Annotated in this window: 14 protein-coding genes; all 14 read left to right on the top strand. The window is 71.6% G+C overall.

The window, feature by feature from the left end; all coding sequences use genetic code 11:
* Positions 1-64 precede the first annotated feature (64 nt).
* A complete protein-coding gene (locus DDJ31_RS12815) occupies positions 65-2,689 on the top strand; it encodes a valine--tRNA ligase (RefSeq protein ID WP_127180137.1) in 2,625 nt (874 codons plus the stop codon).
* A gap of 422 nt (positions 2,690-3,111) precedes the next feature.
* Complete coding sequence (gene folC / locus DDJ31_RS12810) at positions 3,112-4,608, top strand: bifunctional tetrahydrofolate synthase/dihydrofolate synthase (RefSeq protein WP_127180138.1); 1,497 nt, start codon at positions 3,112-3,114, stop codon at positions 4,606-4,608.
* Positions 4,609-4,612: 4 nt separating this feature from the next.
* On the top strand, positions 4,613-4,969 hold the full coding sequence (locus DDJ31_RS12805; protein WP_127180139.1) for a DUF4233 domain-containing protein: 357 nt from the start codon (positions 4,613-4,615) through the stop codon (positions 4,967-4,969).
* 67 nt (positions 4,970-5,036) lie between these two features.
* Complete coding sequence (gene ndk, locus DDJ31_RS12800) at positions 5,037-5,450, top strand: nucleoside-diphosphate kinase (protein ID WP_127180140.1); 414 nt, start codon at positions 5,037-5,039, stop codon at positions 5,448-5,450.
* Between the two features lie 229 nt (positions 5,451-5,679).
* Positions 5,680-6,699 (top strand): rod shape-determining protein, encoded by a 1,020-nt coding sequence (locus DDJ31_RS12795; protein WP_004931372.1) that lies wholly within the window; start codon positions 5,680-5,682, stop codon positions 6,697-6,699.
* Between the two features lie 111 nt (positions 6,700-6,810).
* The gene (gene mreC / locus DDJ31_RS12790) at positions 6,811-7,758 is read left to right on the top strand and encodes a rod shape-determining protein MreC (protein ID WP_127180141.1); all 948 of its coding nucleotides are present in this window, start codon (positions 6,811-6,813) and stop codon (positions 7,756-7,758) included.
* Between the two features lie 15 nt (positions 7,759-7,773).
* Positions 7,774-8,448, top strand: a complete 675-nt coding sequence (gene mreD, locus DDJ31_RS12785; protein ID WP_127180142.1) for a rod shape-determining protein MreD — start codon at positions 7,774-7,776, stop codon at positions 8,446-8,448.
* A gap of 127 nt (positions 8,449-8,575) precedes the next feature.
* Positions 8,576-10,828: a penicillin-binding protein 2 gene (gene mrdA, locus DDJ31_RS12780; protein ID WP_127180143.1), complete on the top strand. Its 2,253-nt coding sequence runs from the start codon at positions 8,576-8,578 to the stop codon at positions 10,826-10,828.
* Positions 10,825-12,024 carry a rod shape-determining protein RodA gene (rodA, locus tag DDJ31_RS12775; RefSeq protein WP_127180144.1) on the top strand — a complete coding sequence of 400 codons (1,200 nt, stop codon included), beginning with the start codon at positions 10,825-10,827 and terminating at the stop codon, positions 12,022-12,024. The genes mrdA and rodA overlap by 4 nt, the downstream gene beginning before the upstream one ends.
* A 172-nt stretch (positions 12,025-12,196) precedes the next feature.
* The gene (locus DDJ31_RS12770) at positions 12,197-13,693 is read left to right on the top strand and encodes a CYTH and CHAD domain-containing protein (RefSeq protein ID WP_127180145.1); all 1,497 of its coding nucleotides are present in this window, start codon (positions 12,197-12,199) and stop codon (positions 13,691-13,693) included.
* Between the two features lie 442 nt (positions 13,694-14,135).
* The gene (locus tag DDJ31_RS12765; RefSeq protein ID WP_127180147.1) at positions 14,136-16,115 is read left to right on the top strand and encodes a TIGR03960 family B12-binding radical SAM protein; all 1,980 of its coding nucleotides are present in this window, start codon (positions 14,136-14,138) and stop codon (positions 16,113-16,115) included.
* 141 nt (positions 16,116-16,256) lie between these two features.
* Positions 16,257-16,478, top strand: coding sequence for a hypothetical protein (locus tag DDJ31_RS12760; RefSeq protein ID WP_127180148.1), 222 nt, complete (start codon positions 16,257-16,259; stop codon positions 16,476-16,478).
* Positions 16,479-17,029: 551 nt separating this feature from the next.
* Complete coding sequence (locus tag DDJ31_RS12755; RefSeq protein ID WP_127180150.1) at positions 17,030-17,785, top strand: TIGR03936 family radical SAM-associated protein; 756 nt, start codon at positions 17,030-17,032, stop codon at positions 17,783-17,785.
* A 270-nt stretch (positions 17,786-18,055) separates the two neighbouring features.
* A complete protein-coding gene (locus DDJ31_RS12750) occupies positions 18,056-22,126 on the top strand; it encodes an Rne/Rng family ribonuclease (RefSeq protein WP_127180151.1) in 4,071 nt (1,356 codons plus the stop codon).
* Positions 22,127-22,234 lie beyond the last annotated feature (108 nt).

Here is a 22,234-nt window from a genome sequence, read left to right as displayed (position 1 = left end):
GGGCCCCACCGTTACAGAAGAATCCCGTTTCGGGACACCGTCGTGACGCCCCTACACTGAGCGCGTGACCGAGAACGCTCATCAGCAGCCCACCGCGCCCGACTCCGAACTGCCGACCCAGTACGCGCCGGCCGACGTAGAGGGGCCGCTGTACGAGCGCTGGGTCGAGCGGGGCTACTTCGAGGCGGACGCGACGAGCGAGAAGCCTCCGTACACGGTCGTCATCCCGCCGCCGAACGTCACCGGCAGCCTCCACCTCGGGCACGCCTTCGAGCACACCCTCATCGACGCCCTGACCCGCCGCAAGCGCATGCAGGGCCACGAGACGCTGTGGCAGCCCGGCATGGACCACGCCGGCATCGCCACCCAGAACGTCGTCGAGCGGGAACTCGCCAAGGAGGGCAAGTCCCGGCACGACCTCGGCCGTGAGGCGTTCGTCGAGCGGGTCTGGCAGTGGAAGGGCGAGTCCGGCGGCCAGATCTCCGGCCAGATGCGCCGCCTCGGCGACGGCGTCGCCTGGTCGCGTGAGCGCTTCACCATGGACGAGGGCCTCTCGCAGGCCGTCCAGACCATCTTCAAGCGGCTCTACGACGACGAGTTGATCTACCGCGCCGAGCGCATCATCAACTGGTGCCCGCGCTGTCTCACCGCGATCTCCGACATCGAGGTCGAGTACCAGGACGACGACGGCGAGCTGGTCTCCATGAAGTACGGGGAGGGCGACGAGACGATCGTCGTCGCCACCACCCGTGCCGAGACGATGCTCGGCGACACCGCCGTCGCCGTCCACCCCGAGGACGAGCGGTACCGGCACCTCGTCGGCAAGCTCATCAAGCTGCCGCTGACCGACCGGTCCATCCCCGTCGTCGCCGACGAGCACGTCGACCCCGAGTTCGGCACCGGCGCCGTCAAGGTCACCCCGGCCCACGACCCCAACGACTTCGAGATCGGCCAGCGCCACGGGCTGCCGGCCATCACCGTCATGGACGAGCACGCCGTGATCACCGTCCCCGGCCCCTTCCAGGGCCAGGACCGTCTCGAAGCCCGCTCGGCGATCGTCGCCGCGCTGCGCGCCGAGGGCCGGATCGTCGCCGAGAAGCGGCCCTACGTCCACTCCGTCGGCCACTGCTCGCGTTGCAGGACCACCATCGAGCCGCGGCTTTCCATGCAGTGGTGGGTCAAGGTCGGCCCGCTCGCCAAGGCCGCCGGTGACGCGGTCCGTGACGGCCGGGTCGCGATCCACCCGCAGGAGATGGAGAAGCGGTACTTCGACTGGGTCGACAACCTCCACGACTGGTGCATCTCACGGCAGTTGTGGTGGGGCCACCGCATCCCCGTCTGGTACGGCCCCGACGGCGAGGTCGTCTGCGTCGGCCCGGACGACGAGGCGCCCACCGGCGAGGGCTGGCACCAGGACACCGACGTCCTCGACACCTGGTTCTCCTCCGGGCTGTGGCCCTTCTCCACGCTCGGCTGGCCCGAACAGACCGAGTCGCTCGCGAAGTTCTACCCGAACTCCGTCCTGGTCACCGGCTACGACATCCTCTTCTTCTGGGTCGCCCGGATGATGATGTTCGGCCTCTACGCGATGGACGGCACCCCGCCGTTCCACACCATCGCCCTGCACGGCATGGTCCGCGACCAGTTCGGCAAGAAGATGTCGAAGTCCTTCGGCAACGCGGTCAACCCGCTCGACTGGATGGACAAGTACGGTTCCGACGCGCTGCGGTTCACCCTCGCGCGCGGCGCCAACCCGGGCGTCGACGTCCCGATCGGCGAGGACTGGGTCCAGGGTTCGCGCAACTTCGCCAACAAGATCTGGAACGCGACACGGTTCGCGCTCATGAACGGCGCGACGGTCCAGGGGCCGCTGCCCGACGCCTCCGCGATGTCGGCGGCCGACCGCTGGATCCTCTCCCGCCTCAACACGGTGGTCGCCGAAGTCGACGCGTTCTACGAGGACTTCCAGTTCGCGAAGCTCTCCGACGCCCTCTTCCACTTCGCCTGGGACGAGGTCTTCGACTGGTACGTCGAGCTGTCCAAGACGACGTTCCAGGCCGGCGGCGAGGGCGCGAAGGTCTCCGGGCGGGTCCTCGGCGAGGTCCTCGACGTCACCCTGCGGCTGCTGCACCCGGTCGTCCCGTTCGTCACCGAGACGCTGTGGACCACCCTCACCGGCGGCGAGTCCGTCGTCATCGCCGACTGGCCGTCCGACAGCGGCTTCCGGGACGCGGCGGCCGAGCGGGAGATCGAGACGCTCCAGCAGGTCATCACCGAGGTCCGGCGGTTCCGCGCGGACCAGGGCCTCCAGCCGGGGCAGCGGGTGCCCGCGCGGCTCGCGCTCGACGGCACGGACCTCGCGCCGCACGAGGCGGCCATCCGGCAGCTCCTGCGGCTCCAGCCGGAGGGCGACGCCTTCACCGCGACGGCGACGCTGCCCGTCGCGGGTGCGGAGGTCGCCCTCGACCTGTCCGGCACGATCGACGTGGCGGCGGAGCGGAAGCGGCTCGCGAAGGACCTCGCGGCCGCGGAGAAGGAGAAGGCGCAGGCCGTCGCGAAGCTGGGCAACGAGGCGTTTCTCGCGAAGGCGCCTGACCATGTCGTCGACAAGATCCGGGGGCGGCTGGCGAAGGCGGAGGCGGACATCGTGCGGATCGGTGGGCAGTTGGAGCGGTTGCCTGTGGCGTGACCGGGCGCGCGGCGGGGGTTCGGGGCGGGGCGGGGGCTGGGGGGCTCGGGTGCGTTTCCGGGTGCGGGTGCGCTGTGGCTGGTCGCGCAGTTCCCCGCGCCCCTAGAAGATGCGCAGTTCCCCGCGCCCCTCAAAGATGCGCCGTTCCCCGCGCCCCTGGGGGATGCGGTTCCCGGGGTTTGAAGGGGGCGTCGGGTCTCGCGTCGTCGAAAAGATGCGCAGTTCCCCGCGCCCCTAAAGGTGCGCAGTTCCCCGCGCCCCTGAAAAACGCGCCGTTCCCCGCGCCCCTGGAAGCTTGCCGGTTCTCGCGCCCCTGCAAGCTTGGCGGTTCCCGTGTCTCTGGGAGCTTGGTGTTTCTCCCGGGCCGTAGGGCGGGGGCTCCCCGGTCCGGGATGTTGGGGGGTGCTCCGTAGACTGGTGGGGTGAGTACCCTCCCCCCGGACAACGACCCCTTCGACGAGATCGTCGGCGCAGAGACCGACCGTGACCCCGACCTCGCGGTCATCGAGGCGGGCAGCCGTACGCTGCGCGCCCAGGGCGCCCTGCCGCAGGCCGACGTGCCGGGCCGGCCCGAGGACCCCGCGCTCGACCGGGCGCTGCGCGAGGTCGAGACCGAGCTGGCGGGCCGCTGGGGCGAGACCAAGCTGGAGCCGTCGGTCGCGCGGATCGCCGCGCTGATGGACCTCCTGGGCGAGCCGCAGCGCTCGTACCCCTCGATCCACATCACCGGCACCAACGGCAAGACCTCCACCGCCCGCATGGTCGAGTCCCTGCTCGGCGCGTTCGAGCTGCGCACCGGCCGCTACACCTCGCCGCACGTCCAGTCCGTCACCGAGCGGATCAGCCTGGACGGCGCCCCGGTCTCCGCCGAGCGCTTCATCGAGACGTACGAGGACGTCAAGCCGTACGTGGAGATGGTCGACGACCAGCAGGAGTACCGGCTCTCCTTCTTCGAGGTGCTCACCGGCATGGCCTACGCGGCCTTCGCGGACGCCCCGGTGGACGTGGCCGTCGTCGAGGTCGGCATGGGCGGCAGCTGGGACGCGACGAACGTCATCGACGGCGACGTCGCCGTCGTCACCCCCATCGACCTCGACCACACCGACCGGCTCGGCGGGACACCCGGCGAGATCGCCGGGGAGAAGGGCGGGATCATCAAGCAGGGCGCCACCGTGATCCTCGCCCAGCAGCCCGTGGACGCGGCCCAGGTGCTGCTGAAGAAGGCCGTGGAGGCCGACGCGACGGTGGCCCGCGAGGGGCTGGAGTTCGGCGTCGTGGCCCGCGAGATCGCCGTCGGCGGACAGCTGATCACCCTGCGCGGCCTGGGCGGCGAGTACCCCGGGATCTACCTCCCGCTGCACGGCGCCCACCAGGCGCACAACGCGGCGGTCGCGCTCGCCGCCGTCGAGGCGTTCTTCGGGGTCGGCTCGCAGCGCCCCGACCCGCTCGACCTCGACACCGTCCGCAAGGCCTTCGCGGCCGCGACCTCGCCCGGCCGCCTCGAAGTCGTACGGCGCTCGCCGACCGTCGTCCTGGACGCCGCCCACAACCCGGCCGGCGCGCGGGTGACCGCCGAGGCGGTCGGCGAGGCGTTCGACTTCAGCCGGCTGATCGGCGTGGTCGGCGCGAGCGGCGACAAGAACGTGCGCGGGCTCCTCGAAGCGTTCGAGCCGGTCTTCGCCGAGATCGTCGTCACCCAGAACTCCAGCCACCGCGCGATGGACACCGACGAGCTGGCCGCCATCGCCGTCGAGGTCTTCGGCGACGAGCGGGTCCAGGTCGAGCCGCGGCTGCCGGACGCCCTGGAGGCCGCGATCACCCTCGCCGAGGAAGACGGCGAGTTCACCGGCGGCGGCGTCCTCGTGACCGGTTCCGTCATCACCGTCGGCGAGGCCCGACTGCTCCTGGGGAGGGGCTGACCCCGTGCGTACCCTCTGCGCTTCGACCCTGATCGGCGAGCTGTTCGTGATCGGCTTCGCCGGGCTCGTCGCCATGAAGGACCCCGACCTGGCCATGTCCACCGTGTGGACGGTCAGCGGCATCGCGATGCTCGTGAGCGTGCTGCTGTGCGGCGTGATCACCCGGCCGGGCGGCATCGCCCTCGGCTGGGCGTTCCAGGTCGCGCTGATCGCCTCCGGCTTCGTGGTGCCCACGATGTTCGTCCTCGGGCTGATCTTCGCCGCCCTGTGGTGGGCCTCCGTCCACTACGGGCGGCAGATCGACGAGGCGAAGGCGCGGTTCGCGGCGCAGTCGGCCTCCGCCGAACCTGACGCTGTGTGACAGACGGCGCGACACGCCGGGTAACCTCGTCTTCTCCGCACCACTCTTGACTTGAAGGAGCCCGCCCGTGAGCCAGCGCACCCTCGTCCTGCTCAAGCCTGACGCCGTCCGGCGCGGACTGACCGGCGAGATCATCAGCCGTATCGAGCGCAAGGCCGGCTGGCGGATCAGCGCGCTGGAGCTGCGCACCCTCGACCAGGACACGCTGGAGCAGCACTACGGCGAGCACCAGGGCAAGCCGTTCTACGAGCCGCTCGTCGAGTTCATGGCGTCGGGTCCCGTGGTCGCGCTCATCGTCGAGGGCGAGCGGGTCATCGAGGGCGTGCGGGCGCTCGCGGGACCGACCGACCCGATCGCCGCCGCGCCCGGCTCCATCCGCGGTGACTACGGTGTCATCGTCCGGGAGAACCTGATCCACGCGTCCGACTCCGAGGAGTCGGCCGAACGCGAGGTGAAGATCTTCTTTCCCGGTCGTGCCTGACACCTCCGGGCCCGCATGACGGCGGCGATCGGGGGAACGCAGACCCCCGAACGCCCGTCTCCAGAAGCGAAGCCACACATCATCTGCTGACAATGGCGAAGACCCTCACGCAGTGTTCGTGCAGGCGCGTCTACGATGGAAGCCTTCACGTCACCGCACCCACTTCGCCGACCTGAAAAGCTCTCAGAAGCTGCCAGGGAAGGCCACACGAATCCTGATGGGGAACTCAATGTCGTTCATCGGCCGTGACATGGCTGTCGACCTCGGGACCGCCAACACGCTGGTGTACGTCAGGGGTCGCGGGATCGTACTCAACGAGCCGTCAGTCGTCGCGATCAACACCAACACCGGTGGCATCCTCGCGGTCGGCGCCGAGGCCAAGAAGATGATCGGGCGCACCCCGGGCAACATCGTCGCGGTGCGTCCGCTGAAGGACGGCGTCATCGCCGACTTCGAGATCACCGAGCGGATGCTGCGCTACTTCATCCTGAAGATCCACAAGCGGCGGTATCTCGCGCGCCCGCGCGTCGTCGTCTGCGTGCCCTCGGGCATCACGGGCGTCGAGCGCCGCGCCGTCATCGAGGCGTCGTCCCAGGCCGGCGCCCGCCAGGTGCACATCATCGAGGAGCCCATGGCCGCGGCCATCGGCTCGGGCCTGCCGGTCCACGAGGCCACCGGCAACATGGTGGTGGACATCGGCGGCGGCACCACGGAGGTCGCGGTCATCTCGCTCGGCGGCATCGTCACCGCGCAGTCCATCCGGGTCGCGGGCGACGAGCTGGACAACGCGATCATCCAGCACATCAAGAAGGAGTACTCGCTCCTCCTCGGTGAGCGGACGGCCGAACAGATCAAGATCACGATCGGTTCCGCGTACGACCTCGACGCCGACGAACACACCGAGATCCGCGGCCGGGACCTGGTGTCCGGGCTGCCCAAGACGGTCGTGATCTCCGCGGCCGAGGTCCGCAAGGCGATCGAGGAACCGGTCAACGCGATCGTCGACGCCGTCAAGACCACCCTCGACAAGTGCCCGCCCGAGCTGTCGGGCGACATCATGGACCGGGGCATCGTGCTGACCGGCGGCGGCGCCCTGCTGCGCGGCCTCGACGAGCGGCTGCGCCGGGAGACCGGCATGCCGATCCACATCGCCGAGGACCCGCTGGACAGCGTCGCGCTCGGCTCAGGCAAGTGCGTCGAGGAGTTCGAGGCGCTCCAGCAGGTCCTGGACGCCCAGCCGCGCAGATGACGTAACCCTTCGATTCCGCCGTACGAGACGATCTCCTCTCGTGCGGCGGATCGTTGATATAAGCGCAGACAACACCCGCACATTCCTATGAGGAAGGCACGGCCGCCGCACGTGAGGGACACACGAGAGAGCCGGCTGCTCCTGGTGCTGCTGATCGCCGTCGCGTTCGCGCTGATCACGGTCGACATCCGCGGTGGGGAGGACTCGCCGGTCGGCGGTGCCCGGCAGGTCGCCGCCACGGTCTTCGGCCCGATCGAGAACGGCGTCGCCGCCGGTGTCGACCCGGTCGGCAACGCGGTCTCCGCGATCCGCGACTCCGGAGAGCGCCACGACCGGCTCGCCCGCCTTGAGAAGGAGAACGCGACCCTCAAGGCGAGCCTCGGCAGCGGCGACCGCAGCCGCAGCCGCCTGAAGCAGCTCGACACCCTGCTCAAGCTCGCCGGCGAGGGCCAGTACGGCATCAAGGGCGCCCAGGTCATCGGGATAGGAGCGGCCCAGGGCTTCTCCTGGACCGTCACCCTCGACGTCGGCGCCCGCGACGGCATCAAGCGCGACATGACCGTCCTCAACGGCGACGGACTCGTCGGCCGCGTCACCACGGTCGGCCCCGGCACCGCCACGGTGCTGCTCGCCAACGACCCCGACTTCACCGTCGGCACCCGCATGGAGGGCAACGACGAACTGGGCTTCGCCTCGGGACAGGGCGACCGCGCGCTGCGCGTCGAACTCCTCAACGGCAAGGCCGAGGTGAAGAAGGGCGACCGGCTGGTCACCTTCGGCTCCCAGGCCGACCGCCCGTTCGTGCCCGGCGTCCCGGTCGGCACCGTCTCCCGCGTCGACCCGTCCGGCGGCGGACTCACCCGCACCCTGTACGTCACCCCGTACGTCAGCTTCACCAACCTGGACGTCGTCGGAGTGGTCGTCGAGGCCCCGAAGAAGGACCCGCGCGACACGGTGCTCCCGAAGAAGCCCCAGCCGACCCCCATCCCGACGGTCACGGTCACGGTCACCCCGTCCCCCAACACCCCCGTCGACGGCCAGCAGCAAGAGCAGCAGTAGGAGCTGAGTTCCCTCATGCGTGTCAACCGGATCCTGCTCTCCTCGGCCCTGATCGTCGTCGCGCTGGTGATCCAGGTGAGCGTCCTCGCCCGCCTCCACCTCCCCGGCGCCGTCCCCGACCTGCTGCTCCTGACCGTCCTCGCCCTCGCCATGGTCTACGGCCATGTCGGCGGCGCCCTCGTCGGCTTCGGCGCCGGGCTCCTCGCGGACCTCGCGCCACCCGCCGACCACGCGGCCGGCCGCTACGCCCTGGTGCTCTGCGTCGTCGGCTATCTGGCGGGCCTCGTCAAGCCGGAGAACGGCCGGCTGAAGTCGGCCACCGCCCCGATGCTCGTCGTGGTCGGCGCCGCCATCGGCTCGACGCTGCTGTACGCGAGCGTCGGCGCCCTCGTCGGCGACACCGCCGCCCGCCATGTCGGCCTCACCGGGCTGCTGTTCTCGGCGACCGTCTACGACCTGCTGCTCGCGCCCTTCGTGGTCCCCGGCGTGATGGTGCTCGCCCGGCGCGCCGACAACGACCCGCTGGCCGAGAGCACCTCCGCCGCCGGCAAGGCCGCCGACATCTCCAGCGGCTGGCTCTCCTCGGGCACCGGGCTGCGCGTCGGCGGCCAGCGCGGCGGCATCAAGATGCGGGCCGTGCGCGCCCGCGCCGCACGGGCCGGCCGGATCAAGGGGGTCAAGCGGCTGTGACCGCACAGGAGGCGGCGCACCCGCCGCACAGCGTCCTCGGACCCCGGCCGCGCGGTGCCGCCCCACCCGCGCCGCACGGTGGCCGAGGACCCGAGTCGTACCCGCACTGAGAGGGGGAGCAGCCGCAGTGACCAACATTCCCGAGACCGGACGGACCCCACGGGTCCAGATCCGCCTCGTCGTCATCCAGATCCTCGTCCTCTCCCTGCTCGGCACCCTCGGCGGACGCCTGTGGTACCTGCAGATCCGGGAGGGCGCCGCCTACGCCAAGGAGGCGTCGGGCAACCACGTCCAGCAGGTCGTCCAGCCCGCCCCGCGCGGCTCCATCCTGGACGCCCGCGGCGTGGCCATCGCCGACAACGAGACCCGGCTCGTGGTCTCCGCGTCCCGCACCGACCTGCTGAAGATGAAGGACGACGGCAAGGCCGTCCTCACCAAGCTGGCCGGCGTCCTCGGCATGAAGCCCGAGGACGTCATCCTCAAGGTCAGGCTCTGCGACGCGAAGACGCCCAAGCCCTGCTGGAACGGTTCGCCCTACCAGCCCATCCCGATCACCGACGAGGCCACCGCCAAGCAGGCCCTCCAGATCCGCGAGCGCGCCGAGGACTTCCCCGGCATCACCGCCGAGCCCGAGGCCGTCCGCCGCTACGCCGCGCCCGGCAACGCCAACACCGCGCAGGTCCTCGGCTACCTCTCGCCGGTCACCGACCAGGAGATCCAGAAGGCGCAGAACACCGACTCGCCCTACCTCCGCTCCGACCAGGTCGGCCGCTCCGGGCTGGAGCGCCAGTACGACAAGGAGCTGCGCGGCAAGGCCGGCGTCACCCGCTACGAGGTCGACAACCTCGGCCGCGTCATCGGCAAGGCCAAGGCGGACGCCGCCGAACCCGGCTCCAACCTGGTCACCAGCATCGACTCCCGGGTCCAGCGGATCGCCGAGTACGAACTCGACACCGCGATGAAGACCGCCCGCCAGCAGTTCGACAAGATCACCGGCGAGAACTACAAGGCCGACTCCGGCGCCGTCGTCGTCATGGAGGCCAAGACCGGCCGGGTCGTCGCCATGGCGTCCGCGCCCACCTACGACCCGAACGTCTGGGTCGGCGGCATCTCCGCCAAGGACTACGCCGAACTCACCGGCAAGAAGTCCGACTACCCGCTGATCAACCGGGCCATACAGGGTCAGTCCGCGCCCGGCTCGACGTTCAAGGTGGTCTCCACGGCCGCCGCCGTCGAGGCCGGCTACGTCTGGGACGGCGGCTACCCCTGCACCAGCTCGTACTCCGTCGGCGGCCAGGTCTTCAAGAACTTCGAGGGCGAGAGCTTCGGCCCGATCTCCCTCGGCCGGGCCCTCGAGGTCTCCTGCGACACCGTCTTCTACGGGCTCGCCGACCGCGAGTGGAAGAAGGACGGCGGCATCAACCCGAAGAAGGGCGAGCCGAAGGACTACTTCTACAAGGCCGCCCACCAGTTCGGCCTCGGCAAGGAGACCGGCATCGACCTCCCCAACGAGGTCACCGGCCGCGTCCCGGACCGCCAGTGGAAGGCCGACTACTGGAAGGCCAACAAGAGCGCCTGGTGCAAGTCCGGTAAGAAGGACGGCAGTTACGTCGAGAAGATCGCCTACGAGAACTGCCTCGAAGGCAACAAGATGCGCGAGGGCGACTCGATCAACTACTCCATCGGCCAGGGCGACACCCTCGTCACGCCGATCCAGGAGGCCGTGATCTACGGCGCCCTCGCCAACGGCGGCACGATGTACCAGCCGTCCATCGGCAAGGCGATCATCAGCGGCGACGGCAAGACCGTCCAGGAGATCAAGCCCAAGTCCGTCGGCAAGCTGCCGGTGAACAAGGCCACCGTCAAGGGGATGGGCGAGGCGCTCGCGGGCGTCGTCACCCGCGGCACCGCCGCCTGGAAGTTCAACGGCTGGCCCCAGGACAAGATCGAACTGCACGCCAAGACCGGCACCGCCGAGGTCTACGGCAAGCAGACCACGTCCTGGCTCGCCACCTACTCCAAGGACTACACGGTCATCATGACCATCGCCCAGGCCGGTACCGGCTCGGGCGCCTCGGGTGAGGCCGTGCGCAACATCTACAACGCCCTGTACGGCGTCAAGGCCGACGGCTCCATCGACACCAAGCAGGCCCTCCTGCCCACGCCGCAGCAGGGGCTGCCGAAGGTCCGCACGGACGGGACCATCGTCTCCCCGAAGGTCTCCGACGACCCCGCCGCCGACCTGCGGAAAATGGAAGAGAAGGGCGACACCCCGCCCGACGGGAACCAGCCCGCGGGCACCGTCACCAACCCCACGGCCACCAACCGTGACACCCGCAGGCGACCGCGCAGGCGGGGCAGCCGGAGGATGCCGACATGACCGGAGCCAACACCTTCTCCGTCTCCGGGTACGGACCCGAGCGCGCCGGCTGGACGAGGATCCTCGCCCGCGACTCGCTCGCCCGCCGCCTGGACTGGCCGATACTGCTGTCCGGCCTCGCCCTCTCCGGGATCGGCTCGCTCCTCGTCTTCTCGGCGACCCGCAACCGCACCGAGATCAACCAGGGCGACCCGTACTACTTCCTGCTCCGCCACCTCATGAACACCGGCATCGGGCTCGCCCTGATGATCGGCACCGTCTGGGTCGGCCACCGCACCCTGCGCACCGCCGTGCCGCTCCTCTACGGCGCCTCCGTGTTCCTGATCCTGATGGTGCTCACCCCGCTCGGCTCCACCGTCAACGGCGCCCACTCCTGGATCGTCCTCGGCGGCGGATTCTCGCTCCAGCCCTCGGAGTTCGTGAAGATCACGATCATCCTCGGCATGGCGATGCTGCTGGCCGCGCGGGTCGACGCCGGCGACAAGAAGTACCCCGACCACCGCACGGTCCTGCAGTCCCTCGGACTCGCCTCCGTGCCGATCATGGTCGTGCTGCTCATGCCCGACCTCGGCTCGGTCATGGTCATGGTGATCATCATCCTCGGGGTGCTGCTCGCCTCCGGCGCCTCCAACCGCTGGGTCTTCGGCCTGATCAGCGCCGGCGCCCTCGGCGCCCTCGCCGTCTGGCAGCTGCACATCCTCGACGACTACCAGATCGCCCGCTTCGCCGCCTTCGCCAACCCGAGCCTCGACCCCGCGGGCGTCGGCTACAACACCAACCAGGCCCGCATCGCCATCGGCTCCGGCGGGCTCACCGGTTCCGGCCTCTTCCACGGCTCGCAGACCACCGGTCAGTTCGTGCCCGAGCAGCAGACCGACTTCGTCTTCACCGTCGCGGGCGAGGAACTGGGCTTCCTCGGCGCCGGACTCATCGTCCTGCTCCTGGGCGTCGTCCTGTGGCGCGCCTGCCGCATCGCCCGCGACTCGACCGAGCTGTACGGCACGATCGTCGCCGCCGGGATCGTCGCCTGGTTCGCCTTCCAGGCCTTCGAGAACATCGGCATGACGCTCGGCATCATGCCGGTCACCGGACTGCCGCTGCCGTTCGTCTCCTACGGCGGGTCGTCGATGTTCGCGGTGTGGGTCGCCATCGGGCTGCTCCAGTCCATCCGGACGCAGCGGCCCATGTCCGCCTGATTCCGCGGGGCGCGGACGGGCGGGGACGGGTGGGGGCGGGTGTCGGTCGGCGGGGCTCGGTGGGGTCTGTGCGGGGCGGTGCGGTTCGGCGCGGGTCTGTGTGGGGCGGCGCGGGTGCGTGGGTGGCTTCGGTTCTCTGTTACAGCGTCCGTTCAGCAACTAGATTCGGGGCATGGCGGACAAAAAACGTGAGATCGAGCGGAAGTACGAGTCCGACGACAGCGGACTGCCCGACCTGACCGGCGTCGCCGGTGTCGTCGCCGTCGTCGACCACGGCGTCGTCCATCTCGACGCCACCTACTACGACACCGCCGACGAACGCCTCGCCGCGGCCGGCCTCACCCTCCGCCGCCGCACCGGCGGCGGCGACGCCGGCTGGCACCTGAAGTTCCCGGTCGCCCCCGGAGTCCGCGACGAGATCCACGCCCCGCTCTCCGGCACCCTCCCGCGCGAACTGGCCGCTCTCGTCCGCTCCCGGGTCCGCGACGCCACCCTGCGGCCCACCGTCCGGCTCCGCTCCGAACGCGACATCCGCCACCTCGTCGACGCCGACGGGCGGGTCCTCGCCGAGGTCGGCGTGGATGCCGTACGCGCCGAACGCCTCACCGGCGGCCGCGGCGAGGCCCAGTGGACCGAGATCGAGGTCGAACTCGCCGACGGCGGCGACCCCGCCTTCCTCGACCGGGTCGAGAAACGGCTGCGCGCGGCGGGCGTACGGCCCTCCGCCGCCACCTCCAAGGTCGGCAGGGCGCTCGCCGAGACCGCCCCGGGGCCCGAGCGCGCCCCCGCCGCGCCGCCCGACCCGGTCACGGCGGGCGACCACGTCCTCGCCTACGTCCGCGCGCAGCGCGAGGCGATCCTCGCCCTCGACCCCGCCGTGCGCCAGGACACCCCCGACTCCGTGCACCGCATGCGGGTCGCCACCCGGCGGCTGCGCAGCACCTTCCGCTCGTACCCCGCGGTCCTCGACCGCGCCGTCACCGACCCGGTCGCCGCGGAGCTGAAGTGGCTGGCGGGCGAGCTGGGCGTGGACCGCGACCGGGAGGTGCTCACCGAGCGGCTCGCCGCCGGCCTCGACGGGCTGCCCCGCGCCCTGCTCGCCGGTCCCGTGCGGGCCCGGCTGCGCACCTGGTCGCACGCCAGGCGCGGCGGCTCGCGGCGCCGGCTGACCGCCGTCCTCGACGGGCGGCGGTATCTGGATCTGCTGGTCGCCCTCGACGGTCTGGTCGCCGAGCCGCCGCTGCGGAAGGCGGCGGCGGGGAAGCCGGCGAAGGTGCTCGCCAAGGCCGTGCGCAAGGACTACCGGAAGCTGTCCTCGCTGATCGCGGAGGCGCTGGAGCTGCCGCCCGGGTCCGACCGTGACGTGGCGCTGCACGAGGCCCGCAAGAAGGCCAAGCGGACCCGGTACGCGGCGGAGGCCGCCACCCCGGCGCTGGGTGCGGCGGCCAAGTCGCTGGCCAAGTCGGCGAAGGCGGTGCAGAGTCTGCTCGGGGACCACCAGGACAGCGTCATGACCCGGCAGGCCCTGCGTGACCTGGCCCAGCAGGCGCACGCGGCGGGGGAGAGCACGTTCACCTACGGGGTGCTGTATGGGCGCGAGGAGCGGCTCGCGGAGCGTTCCGAGGAGGCGTTGCCGGGGGTCTGGGACGGGGTGCGGGGGCTGGGGTGAGGGGGCTGGGGGGAGGGGCTGGATCGTGGGGTCGGGGTCGCGGGGGTGCGGCGAATCCGCCGCTTGATGGGCCCTTGGGACTGTTTCCTTGGTGGGACTGGGGTGGTGACCGGGTACGCGGCGGATTGCGCCGCACCCCCGCGACCCACTCCCGGTTCGTCTCCGGCTCTCCGGAGACCACCCTCCGTGTGTCTGCGGCTCTCCGTCATCGCCCTCCGTGCGTCTGCGGCTCTCCGTCATCGCCCTCCGTGTGTTTGCGGCTCTCCTTCACCACTCTTCGTGTGTCTGCGGCTCTCCGTGGTGGGGGAGGGGTTTGCTCTGCCGCGCTACGCTGGGCGGCCTGACCTTGTCCGGCAGGCTGTGGTCGTGCCCCTGTGTCGCGGCGGCTCATCGCGCCGGGCGAGCCCCCCGTCCGTAACAGTCCAGCCCGAAGGTTCGCGAGATGTCTGCCGAAGTCGCTGAGGCCGTCGAGTCTGTTTTCCCGCAGCTCGAAGCCCTTCTCCCGCATGTGCAGAAGCCGATCCAGTACGTCGGCGGAGAGCTCAACTCCACGGTCAAGCCATGGGAGTCGTGTGACGTCCGCTGGGCGCTCATGTACCCGGACGCGTACGAGGTGGGGCTGCCCAACCAGGGCGTCATGATCCTCTACGAGGTGCTGAACGAGCAGGAGGGCGTCCTCGCCGAGCGCACCTACAGCGTCTGGCCCGACCTGGAGGGGCTGATGCGGGAGCACGGCGTCCCGCAGTTCACGGTGGACGGCCACCGGCCGGTGAAGGCCTTCGACGTGTTCGGCCTCTCCTTCTCCACCGAGCTGGGCTACACCAACATGCTCACCGCCCTCGAACTCGCGGGCATCCCGCTGGAGTCGAAGGACCGCGGCCTGGACGACCCGATCGTGCTCGCGGGCGGCCACGCGGCCTTCAACCCGGAGCCGGTCGCCGACTTCATCGACGCGGCCGTCATCGGCGACGGCGAGCAGGCCGTCCTCGACATGACCCGCATCATCCGCGCCTGGAAGGCCGAGGGGCGCCCCGGCGGGCGCGAGGAGGTCCTCTTCCGGCTGGCCAGGACCGGCGGTGTGTACATCCCCGCGTTCTACGACGTGGAGTACCTCCCCGACGGGCGGATCGCCCGTGTCGTGCCGAACCGCTCCGGTGTCCCGTGGCGGGTGTCGAAGCACACGGTGATGGACCTGGACGAGTGGCCCTACCCGAAGCAGCCGCTGGTCCCGCTCGCCGAGACGGTGCACGAGCGGATGTCCGTGGAGATCTTCCGCGGCTGCACCCGCGGCTGCCGTTTCTGCCAGGCCGGGATGATCACCCGCCCGGTGCGGGAGCGGTCCATCACGGGCATCGGCGAGATGGTCGAGAAGGGCCTCAAGGCGACCGGCTTCGAGGAGGTCGGCCTGCTCTCGCTCTCCTCGGCCGACCACACCGAGATCGCCGACGTCGCGAAGGGCCTCGCCGACCGCTACGAGGAGGACAAGATCGGCCTGTCCCTCCCCTCCACCCGGGTGGACGCCTTCAACGTCGACCTCGCCAACGAGCTGACCCGCAACGGCCGTCGCTCCGGTCTGACGTTCGCGCCCGAGGGCGGCAGCGAGCGGATGCGCAAGGTCATCAACAAGATGGTGTCGGAGGAGGATCTGATCCGTACGGTCGCGACGGCCTACGGCAACGGCTGGCGCCAGGTGAAGCTGTACTTCATGTGCGGCCTGCCCACCGAGACCGACGAGGACGTCCTCCAGATCGCCGACATGGCGATGAAGGTCATCCAGAAGGGCCGCGAGGTCTCCGGCGCCAACGACATCCGCTGCACGGTCTCCATCGGCGGCTTCGTCCCCAAGCCGCACACGCCCTTCCAGTGGGCCCCGCAGCTCTCCTCCGAGGAGACCGACGCCCGGCTCGCCAAGCTCCGCGACAAGATCAGGGGCGACAAGAAGTACGGCCGCTCCATCGGCTTCCGGTACCACGACGGCAAGCCCGGCATCGTCGAGGGCCTGCTCTCCCGGGGCGACCGCAGGCTCGGCGCGGTCATCCGCGCGGTCTACGAGGACGGCGGCCGCTTCGACGGCTGGCGCGAGCACTTCTCCTACGAGCGCTGGATGCGCTGCGCCGAGAAGGAGCTTCCCGCGGTCGGCCTCGACGTCGACTGGTACACCACCCGTGAGCGCGGCTACGAGGAGGTCCTGCCCTGGGACCACCTCGACTCCGGCCTCGACAAGGACTGGCTCTGGGAGGACTGGCAGGACGCCCTCGACGAGACCGAGGTCGACGACTGCCGCTGGACCCCGTGCTTCGACTGCGGGGTGTGCCCGCAGATGGACACGTCCATCCAGATCGGCCCCACGGGTAAGAAGCTGCTGCCGCTGACGGTGAAGAACGCGGCACCCGCGCCGGCGTCCAACGGACACGTCCACTGAGGTGCCTCGCTGAAGCCGCAGGTCAGTGGCGTGCCGGGGCGTGCGGGGCGCCCGGGGCGCCGGTGGCCGCGCGGATCCTGGCGGGCAGCGGACGTGCACAGCCGCAGCGAAGGGGACGCGCGGAGGCGCATACTGGGGGCAATGACTAAGCCTGCAGCACCGAAGCGTCATTTGCCCACCAGCCCCTTCAAGGCCCCGGTCGCACCCGCTCCCAAGCACTTCGCTGTGGGCGACCAGGTCACGCACGACATGTACGGCCTCGGCCGTGTGGTCGGCATGGAGGAAGGCATCGCGGCACTCGTGGATTTCGGATCCGTGCAAATGCGGATCCTGAGCCCGTACGCCAAGATGACCAAGCTATAGACCTCTGTGCCTGATCACGGCACTTCAAGGCCCCGCCAGGGGCCTGCCTTCCAAGGGAGACCTCTCATCGACCTGACCTCGCTGTTCTCCGCCCCGGAAGGGCAGACCCGCAGCTCTACCGCCGCGCTGCCCCCTCCGACGACCAACCCCTTCCAGGCCCCGGACTTCGGGGAGGACGACAGCTTCCTGTTCGACGACGTCCAGGAGCCCGTCCAGGACGGGCGCGCGGCACGGTCCAGGGCGGCCTAGGTTCCGGGCAGCGGGCGCGAGTCTTCTCGTCGCCCGCTTCCGTTTGCACGGCCCCGACGCGGTCCTCGCTCCTGGCCCACCGGATGCCGGTGCGGGCTCGTCCGGGCCCTCCTTCTCGCGCTGTGGCGCCGCGGTCCGCTGCCGTCCTCTGCCTCGGAGTGGCCGCCGCGAAGATCCCCGCACCGCTGCGGGAACCTCTCGCGTGCGATACACGTACTCTTGGTAGCAGTACGACCGCACTCACGAAGGACTGAGCGACACTGGGCAAGCGACAGCCCGAAGGCCCACCGCCCGCACCCGCGGTGCAGCGCGTCCGTCTGCGCTACACCAAGCGTGGCCGCCTCCGGTTCACCAGCCACCGTGACTTCCAGCGTGCCTTCGAGCGCGCGCTGCGCCGCGCCGAGGTGCCGATGGCGTACTCGGCGGGGTTCACGCCGCACCCGAAGGTGTCGTACGCCAATGCCGCACCCACCGGCACGGGCAGTGAGGCGGAGTACCTGGAGATCGCGCTCACCGCGTCCCGGGACCCGGAGCGGCTGCGTGAGCTGCTCGACGAGTCGCTGCCCACCGGGCTCGACATCGTCGACGCGGTCGAGGCCCGCACCTCGGGTCTCGCCGACCGGCTGACGGCTTCCGTCTGGGAGCTGCGGCTGACCGGCGTGGCGCCGGACGACGCCGAGCGGGCGGTCGCCGCGTTCATGGCAGCCGGGACCGTCGAGGTCCAGCGCACGGCCAAGAACGGCGTCCGCACCTTCGACGCGCGTGCCGCGGTCGTCGCTCTGGAAACGCACACGACGGCTGCTGATAGGCCGACCGACCAGCCCTGTGCGATACTGCGGCTGGTTGTTCGGCACGTGACGCCTGCCGTTCGACCCGACGACGTCCTGTCCGGTCTCCGCGCCGTGGCCGACCTGGCGCCGCCGGTCCCCGCAGCGGTGACCAGGCTGGCGCAGGGGCTGCTCGATGAAGAGACCGGCACGGTGACCGACCCGCTCGCGCCCGATCGCGAGGCGGCGACGGCCTCGGCCGGTTCAGCCGCCGCGCCGGTGCCGGCGTAAGGAAGGTCCCGCGAAGGACTGACGTCGTAGCGCCGCCCTCGTACTCGGGAGCCACCTGGGTCGGGCAGCGCACCCACCACAAGACTTTCGCCAGGCCGTGCGTACACCGCGTACGGAACCGGTGAGACAGGACACAGAGAGTTCCCGTGCGGCGCCCACGCCCCGGACGGCGGCACCGCGCACCACGCGAGCCGCGGACGTCAACGGTGATCGAGTCACCGGTGCCGGATCAGGCGCGGCGCCCGGGAGCCTGACGGGAGAAAAGCCCGCATGCTCGAACCGACCGAACCCGAAGAGGGTTCCGAACTGAACAGCCCCAGCGACACCCTGCCGCCGCGTCGTCGGCGCCGTGCCGCCTCACGCCCGGCGGGACCGCCCGCCGGACCCGCGGCGACTCCCGAGGAGATCGTCGCGCCCGCCGAGGCGGAGCAGAAGCCCGACGAGAACGTCGAGGCTCCCGAGGCCGAGGAAGCCGTCGTGGCCGAGGCCGCGCCCGCCGCCCGACCGCGTCGCCGTGCCACCCGCCGCGCCGCCGCGCCCGCCGGATCACCGGCAGCGGCCGATTCCCCGGCGGTCGCCGAGACCGTCGTACCCGCGGCCGATGCCGCAGCACCTGAGGAGAGCGCCGTCGCCGAGACCGAGGCCGTCCCCGAGACGCCCGCCGTGTCCGAGGACGACGCCCCGCGTCGTCCGCGTCGCCGTGCCACCCGCCGGGCCACCGCGCCCACCGGGGCGCCGGACGCCGCCGAGGCCGCCGAGATCGTGGTGCCCGTCGCCGAGGAGACCCCGGCCGAGGCGCCCGCCGTCGCGGAAGCACCCGCCGAGGAGGCCGAGCCCGCCGTGCGCGGCCGTCGTCGCGCCACCCGCCGCGCCTCCGCGCCGGCCGGGGCGCCGAAGGGCGCCGAGAAGACCGAGCTGCCCGAGCAGCAGGCCGAGCCGGACGCCGTCACCGAGGCTCCCGCCGCCGCGGCCGAGCCCGCCGTCGAGGACGACGACTCCGCGCCGCGCCGTGGTCGTCGTCGTGCCACCCGCCGGGTGACCGCGCCCGCCGAGACGCCCGCCGTCGCCGAGGAGGCCCCCGCGGCCGTCGCCGTCGCCGAGACCCCGGTCGCCGAGGTGCCCGCGCCCGCCGACGCCGAGGACGCCCCGCGCCGGGCCCGTCGCCGCTCCGTGCGCAAGGCCGCCACCGGCTTCTCCGCGCCCGCCCCCGAGACCGACTCCCCGCGGCGCCCCGCCCGGCCCGCGGTCGCCGTGTTCCAGGCGCCCGTCTTCACCGAGCCCCGGTTCCAGACGCCCGAGCGCGCCGCCGCCGAGGCCGCCGCCGGGGTCGCCGAACCCGAGGGTCCCGACGACACCGAGGCCGCCGACCACCGCGACGACACCGCTGAGGCGCCCCGCGAGGCCACCAGGGCCGCCAAGGCGCCCGCCGCCGACGAGGAGCAGTCCGCCGGTTCCAGGCGCCGCAGGCGCCGTCGGGGCGCCGCCTCCGACGAGGCCGAGACGCAGGCCCCCGAGCCCGTCGTCGAGGACGAGCCGGAGGAGGCCGACGCCGACGCCGAGGACGGCCACGACGGCGACGACGACTCCGAGGACACCGGTTCGCGCAGGCGCCGCCGCAGGGGCGGCCGCCGTCGCCGTCGCGGCGACTCCGCCGACGCCGGCGGCGACGACGAGTCGGACGAGCACGACGACACGGACGAGCACGCCCCGCGCGACGACTCCGCCGAGGCGGGCGACGCCGAGCAGGCCGACGACGCCGATGACGACGCCGACTCCGACGACGCCGACGTCCGTTCCGGCGACTCGGGCGGCTCCAACTCCAGCAGCCGCCGTCGCCGCAGGCGCCGTCGCCGGGCCGGGGACAACGGCACCGACGGCGAGCCCGGTGACAACGACCCGGAGCGCACCGTCGTCAAGGTGCGCGAGCCGCGCAAGCAGTCCGAGCCGTCCGACGAGGTCCAGTCCATCAAGGGCTCGACCCGTCTGGAGGCCAAGAAGCAGCGCCGCAGGGAAGGCCGAGAGCAGGGCCGCAGGCGCGTCCCGATCATCACCGAGGCCGAGTTCCTGGCCCGCCGTGAGGCCGTCGAGCGCGTGATGGTGGTCCGCCAGCACGGCGACCGCACCCAGATCGGCGTCCTGGAGGACGGCGTGCTCGTCGAGCACTACGTCAACAAGGAGCAGTCGACCTCGTACGTCGGCAACGTCTACCTGGGCAAGGTCCAGAACGTGCTGCCGTCGATGGAGGCCGCCTTCATCGACATCGGCAAGGGGCGCAACGCCGTCCTGTACGCCGGTGAGGTCAACTTCGAGGCGCTCGGCATGGCCAACGGGCCGCGCCGCATCGAGTCCGCGCTGAAGTCCGGGCAGTCCGTGCTCGTGCAGGTCACCAAGGACCCGATCGGGCACAAGGGCGCGCGTCTGACCAGCCAGGTCTCGCTGCCCGGCCGGTATCTCGTGTACGTGCCCGAGGGCTCGATGACCGGCATCAGCCGCAAGCTGCCCGACACCGAGCGGGCCCGGCTGAAGACCATCCTCAAGAAGATCGTCCCCGAGGACGCGGGCGTCATCGTGCGCACCGCCGCCGAGGGCGCGAGCGAGGACGAGCTGCGCAGGGACGTCGAACGGCTCCAGGCGCAGTGGGAGGAGATCCAGAAGAAGGCGAAGGGCGGCAACGCCCCGACGCTGCTGTACGGCGAGCCCGACATGACGGTCCGGGTCGTCCGCGACATCTTCAACGAGGACTTCACCAAGGTCGTCGTCAGCGGTGACGAGGCCTGGTCGACCATCCACGGCTATGTCGCGCACGTCGCCCCCGACCTCGCCGACCGGCTGTCGAAGTGGACCTCCGAGGTCGACGTCTTCGCCACGTACCGGATCGACGAGCAGCTCGCCAAGGCGCTCGACCGCAAGGTCTGGCTGCCCAGCGGCGGTTCGCTGGTGATCGACAGGACCGAGGCGATGATCGTCGTCGACGTCAACACCGGCAAGTTCACCGGCCAGGGCGGCAACCTGGAGGAGACGGTCACCAGGAACAACCTGGAGGCGGCCGAGGAGATCGTGCGCCAGCTGCGGCTGCGCGACCTCGGCGGCATCATCGTCATCGACTTCATCGACATGGTCCTGGAGTCCAACCGGGACCTGGTGCTGCGCCGGCTGCTCGAATGCCTCGGGCGCGACCGCACCAAGCACCAGGTGGCGGAGGTGACCTCGCTCGGGCTCGTGCAGATGACCCGCAAGCGGGTCGGGCAGGGGCTCCTTGAGTCCTTCTCCGAGACGTGCGTGCACTGCAACGGCCGGGGCGTCATCGTCCACATGGAGCAGCCCGGTTCCGCCGGCGGCGGCGGCAAGCGCAAGAAGCGCGGCCGGGGCGGCGACGGTCACACCCATGAGGCCGCGCACTCCGTCGAGTCGGCCGACGGCCTCGACGAGGACACCGAGTCCGAGAGCGTCGCCGAGGTGGCCGCCGAGGCCGCCGAGCCGGTGGCGCTGCCCGGCCCCGAGTTCACGCCCGACGAGGAGCTGTACAGCAGCGTCGCCGAGGCGGAGGCCGCGGCCCGCGGCCGTTCGCGGCGCCGCACGAGCCGCCGGGCGTCCGCGCCGGCCGGCGCGCCGAGCCGCAGCGAGCAGCGTGAGCAGCGGGAACAGCGCGACGAGCGCGAGCGGCGCGACGAGCCGAGGGCCGAGGCCCCGAAGGCCGAGGCGCCGGTCGTCGAGACCCCGGCCGAGGTGGCGCTCGCCGAGCCCGCCGCCGTCGAGGACGCGGTCGTGCCCGCCCCCGCCCAGGTCGAGGCGCCCGCCGCCGACGAGGCCGCGCCCAAGGGCCGCACCCGCCGTCGCGCCACCCGCAAGGTGTCCGCGCCCGCCGGGTCGCCCGCGGGTGCCGAGGCCGCCGTCGTGACGGTCGCTGAGGCCGCTCCGGTGGCCGAGGCCCCCGCCGAGCAGCCCGCGCAGCCCGTGCAGGCCGAGCAGCCCGCGGCCGAGGCCGCGCCCGCCCGTCCGCGGCGCCGCGCGGTGCGCAAGGCCACCGCGCCGACCGCGTCCGGGGAGGCGGCCGTCGTGGTCGTCCCGTCGGCCGCGCCCGAGGCGGTGACGGAGGCCGCCGAGGCGCCCGCCGAGGCACCGGCTGAGGCTCCCGAGCCCGCGCCTGCGAAGAAGACGGCCGCGCGCAAGACGGCGGCCAAGAAGGCGCCCGCCAAGAAGGCCGCCCCGGCCAAGAAGGCGGCGGCGAAGAAGACGGTCGCGAAGAAGGCCACCACCAAGAAGGCGGCGGCCAAGAAGACGACCACGGCGAAGACGGCGGCGAAGAAGACCTCGGTCTCCAGCGCCGGCGACGAAGCCTGATCCGAGCGGGGTGCGGCCGGTCACGTGGGTGCACGTGACCGGCCGCACAGCTCGGGACACCGACCCGGTTTGACCCCTTCGGCCGAGTCCCCGTAACCTTGACCGTCG

This window comes from Streptomyces griseoviridis (assembly GCF_005222485.1).
Classification (GTDB): Bacteria; Actinomycetota; Actinomycetes; order Streptomycetales; family Streptomycetaceae; genus Streptomyces; species Streptomyces hintoniae.
The sequence above is the reverse complement of the archived record's forward strand: the minus strand, read 5'-3'. Positions and strand labels throughout refer to the sequence as shown.

Bases quoted from the DNA above. Each gene is read 5' to 3' on its own strand.
- DDJ31_RS12795 (WP_004931372.1), top strand. From the start codon at position 5,680: ATGTCGTTCATCGGCCGTGACATGGCTGTCGACCTCGGGACCGCCAAC.
- DDJ31_RS12765 (WP_127180147.1), top strand. From the start codon at position 14,136: ATGTCTGCCGAAGTCGCTGAGGCCGTCGAGTCTGTTTTCCCGCAGCTC.
- mreD (WP_127180142.1), top strand. From the start codon at position 7,774: ATGCGTGTCAACCGGATCCTGCTCTCCTCGGCCCTGATCGTCGTCGCG.
- rodA (WP_127180144.1), top strand. From the start codon at position 10,825: ATGACCGGAGCCAACACCTTCTCCGTCTCCGGGTACGGACCCGAGCGC.
- DDJ31_RS12750 (WP_127180151.1), top strand. From the start codon at position 18,056: ATGCTCGAACCGACCGAACCCGAAGAGGGTTCCGAACTGAACAGCCCC.
- DDJ31_RS12770 (WP_127180145.1), top strand. From the start codon at position 12,197: ATGGCGGACAAAAAACGTGAGATCGAGCGGAAGTACGAGTCCGACGAC.
- DDJ31_RS12760 (WP_127180148.1), top strand. From the start codon at position 16,257: ATGACTAAGCCTGCAGCACCGAAGCGTCATTTGCCCACCAGCCCCTTC.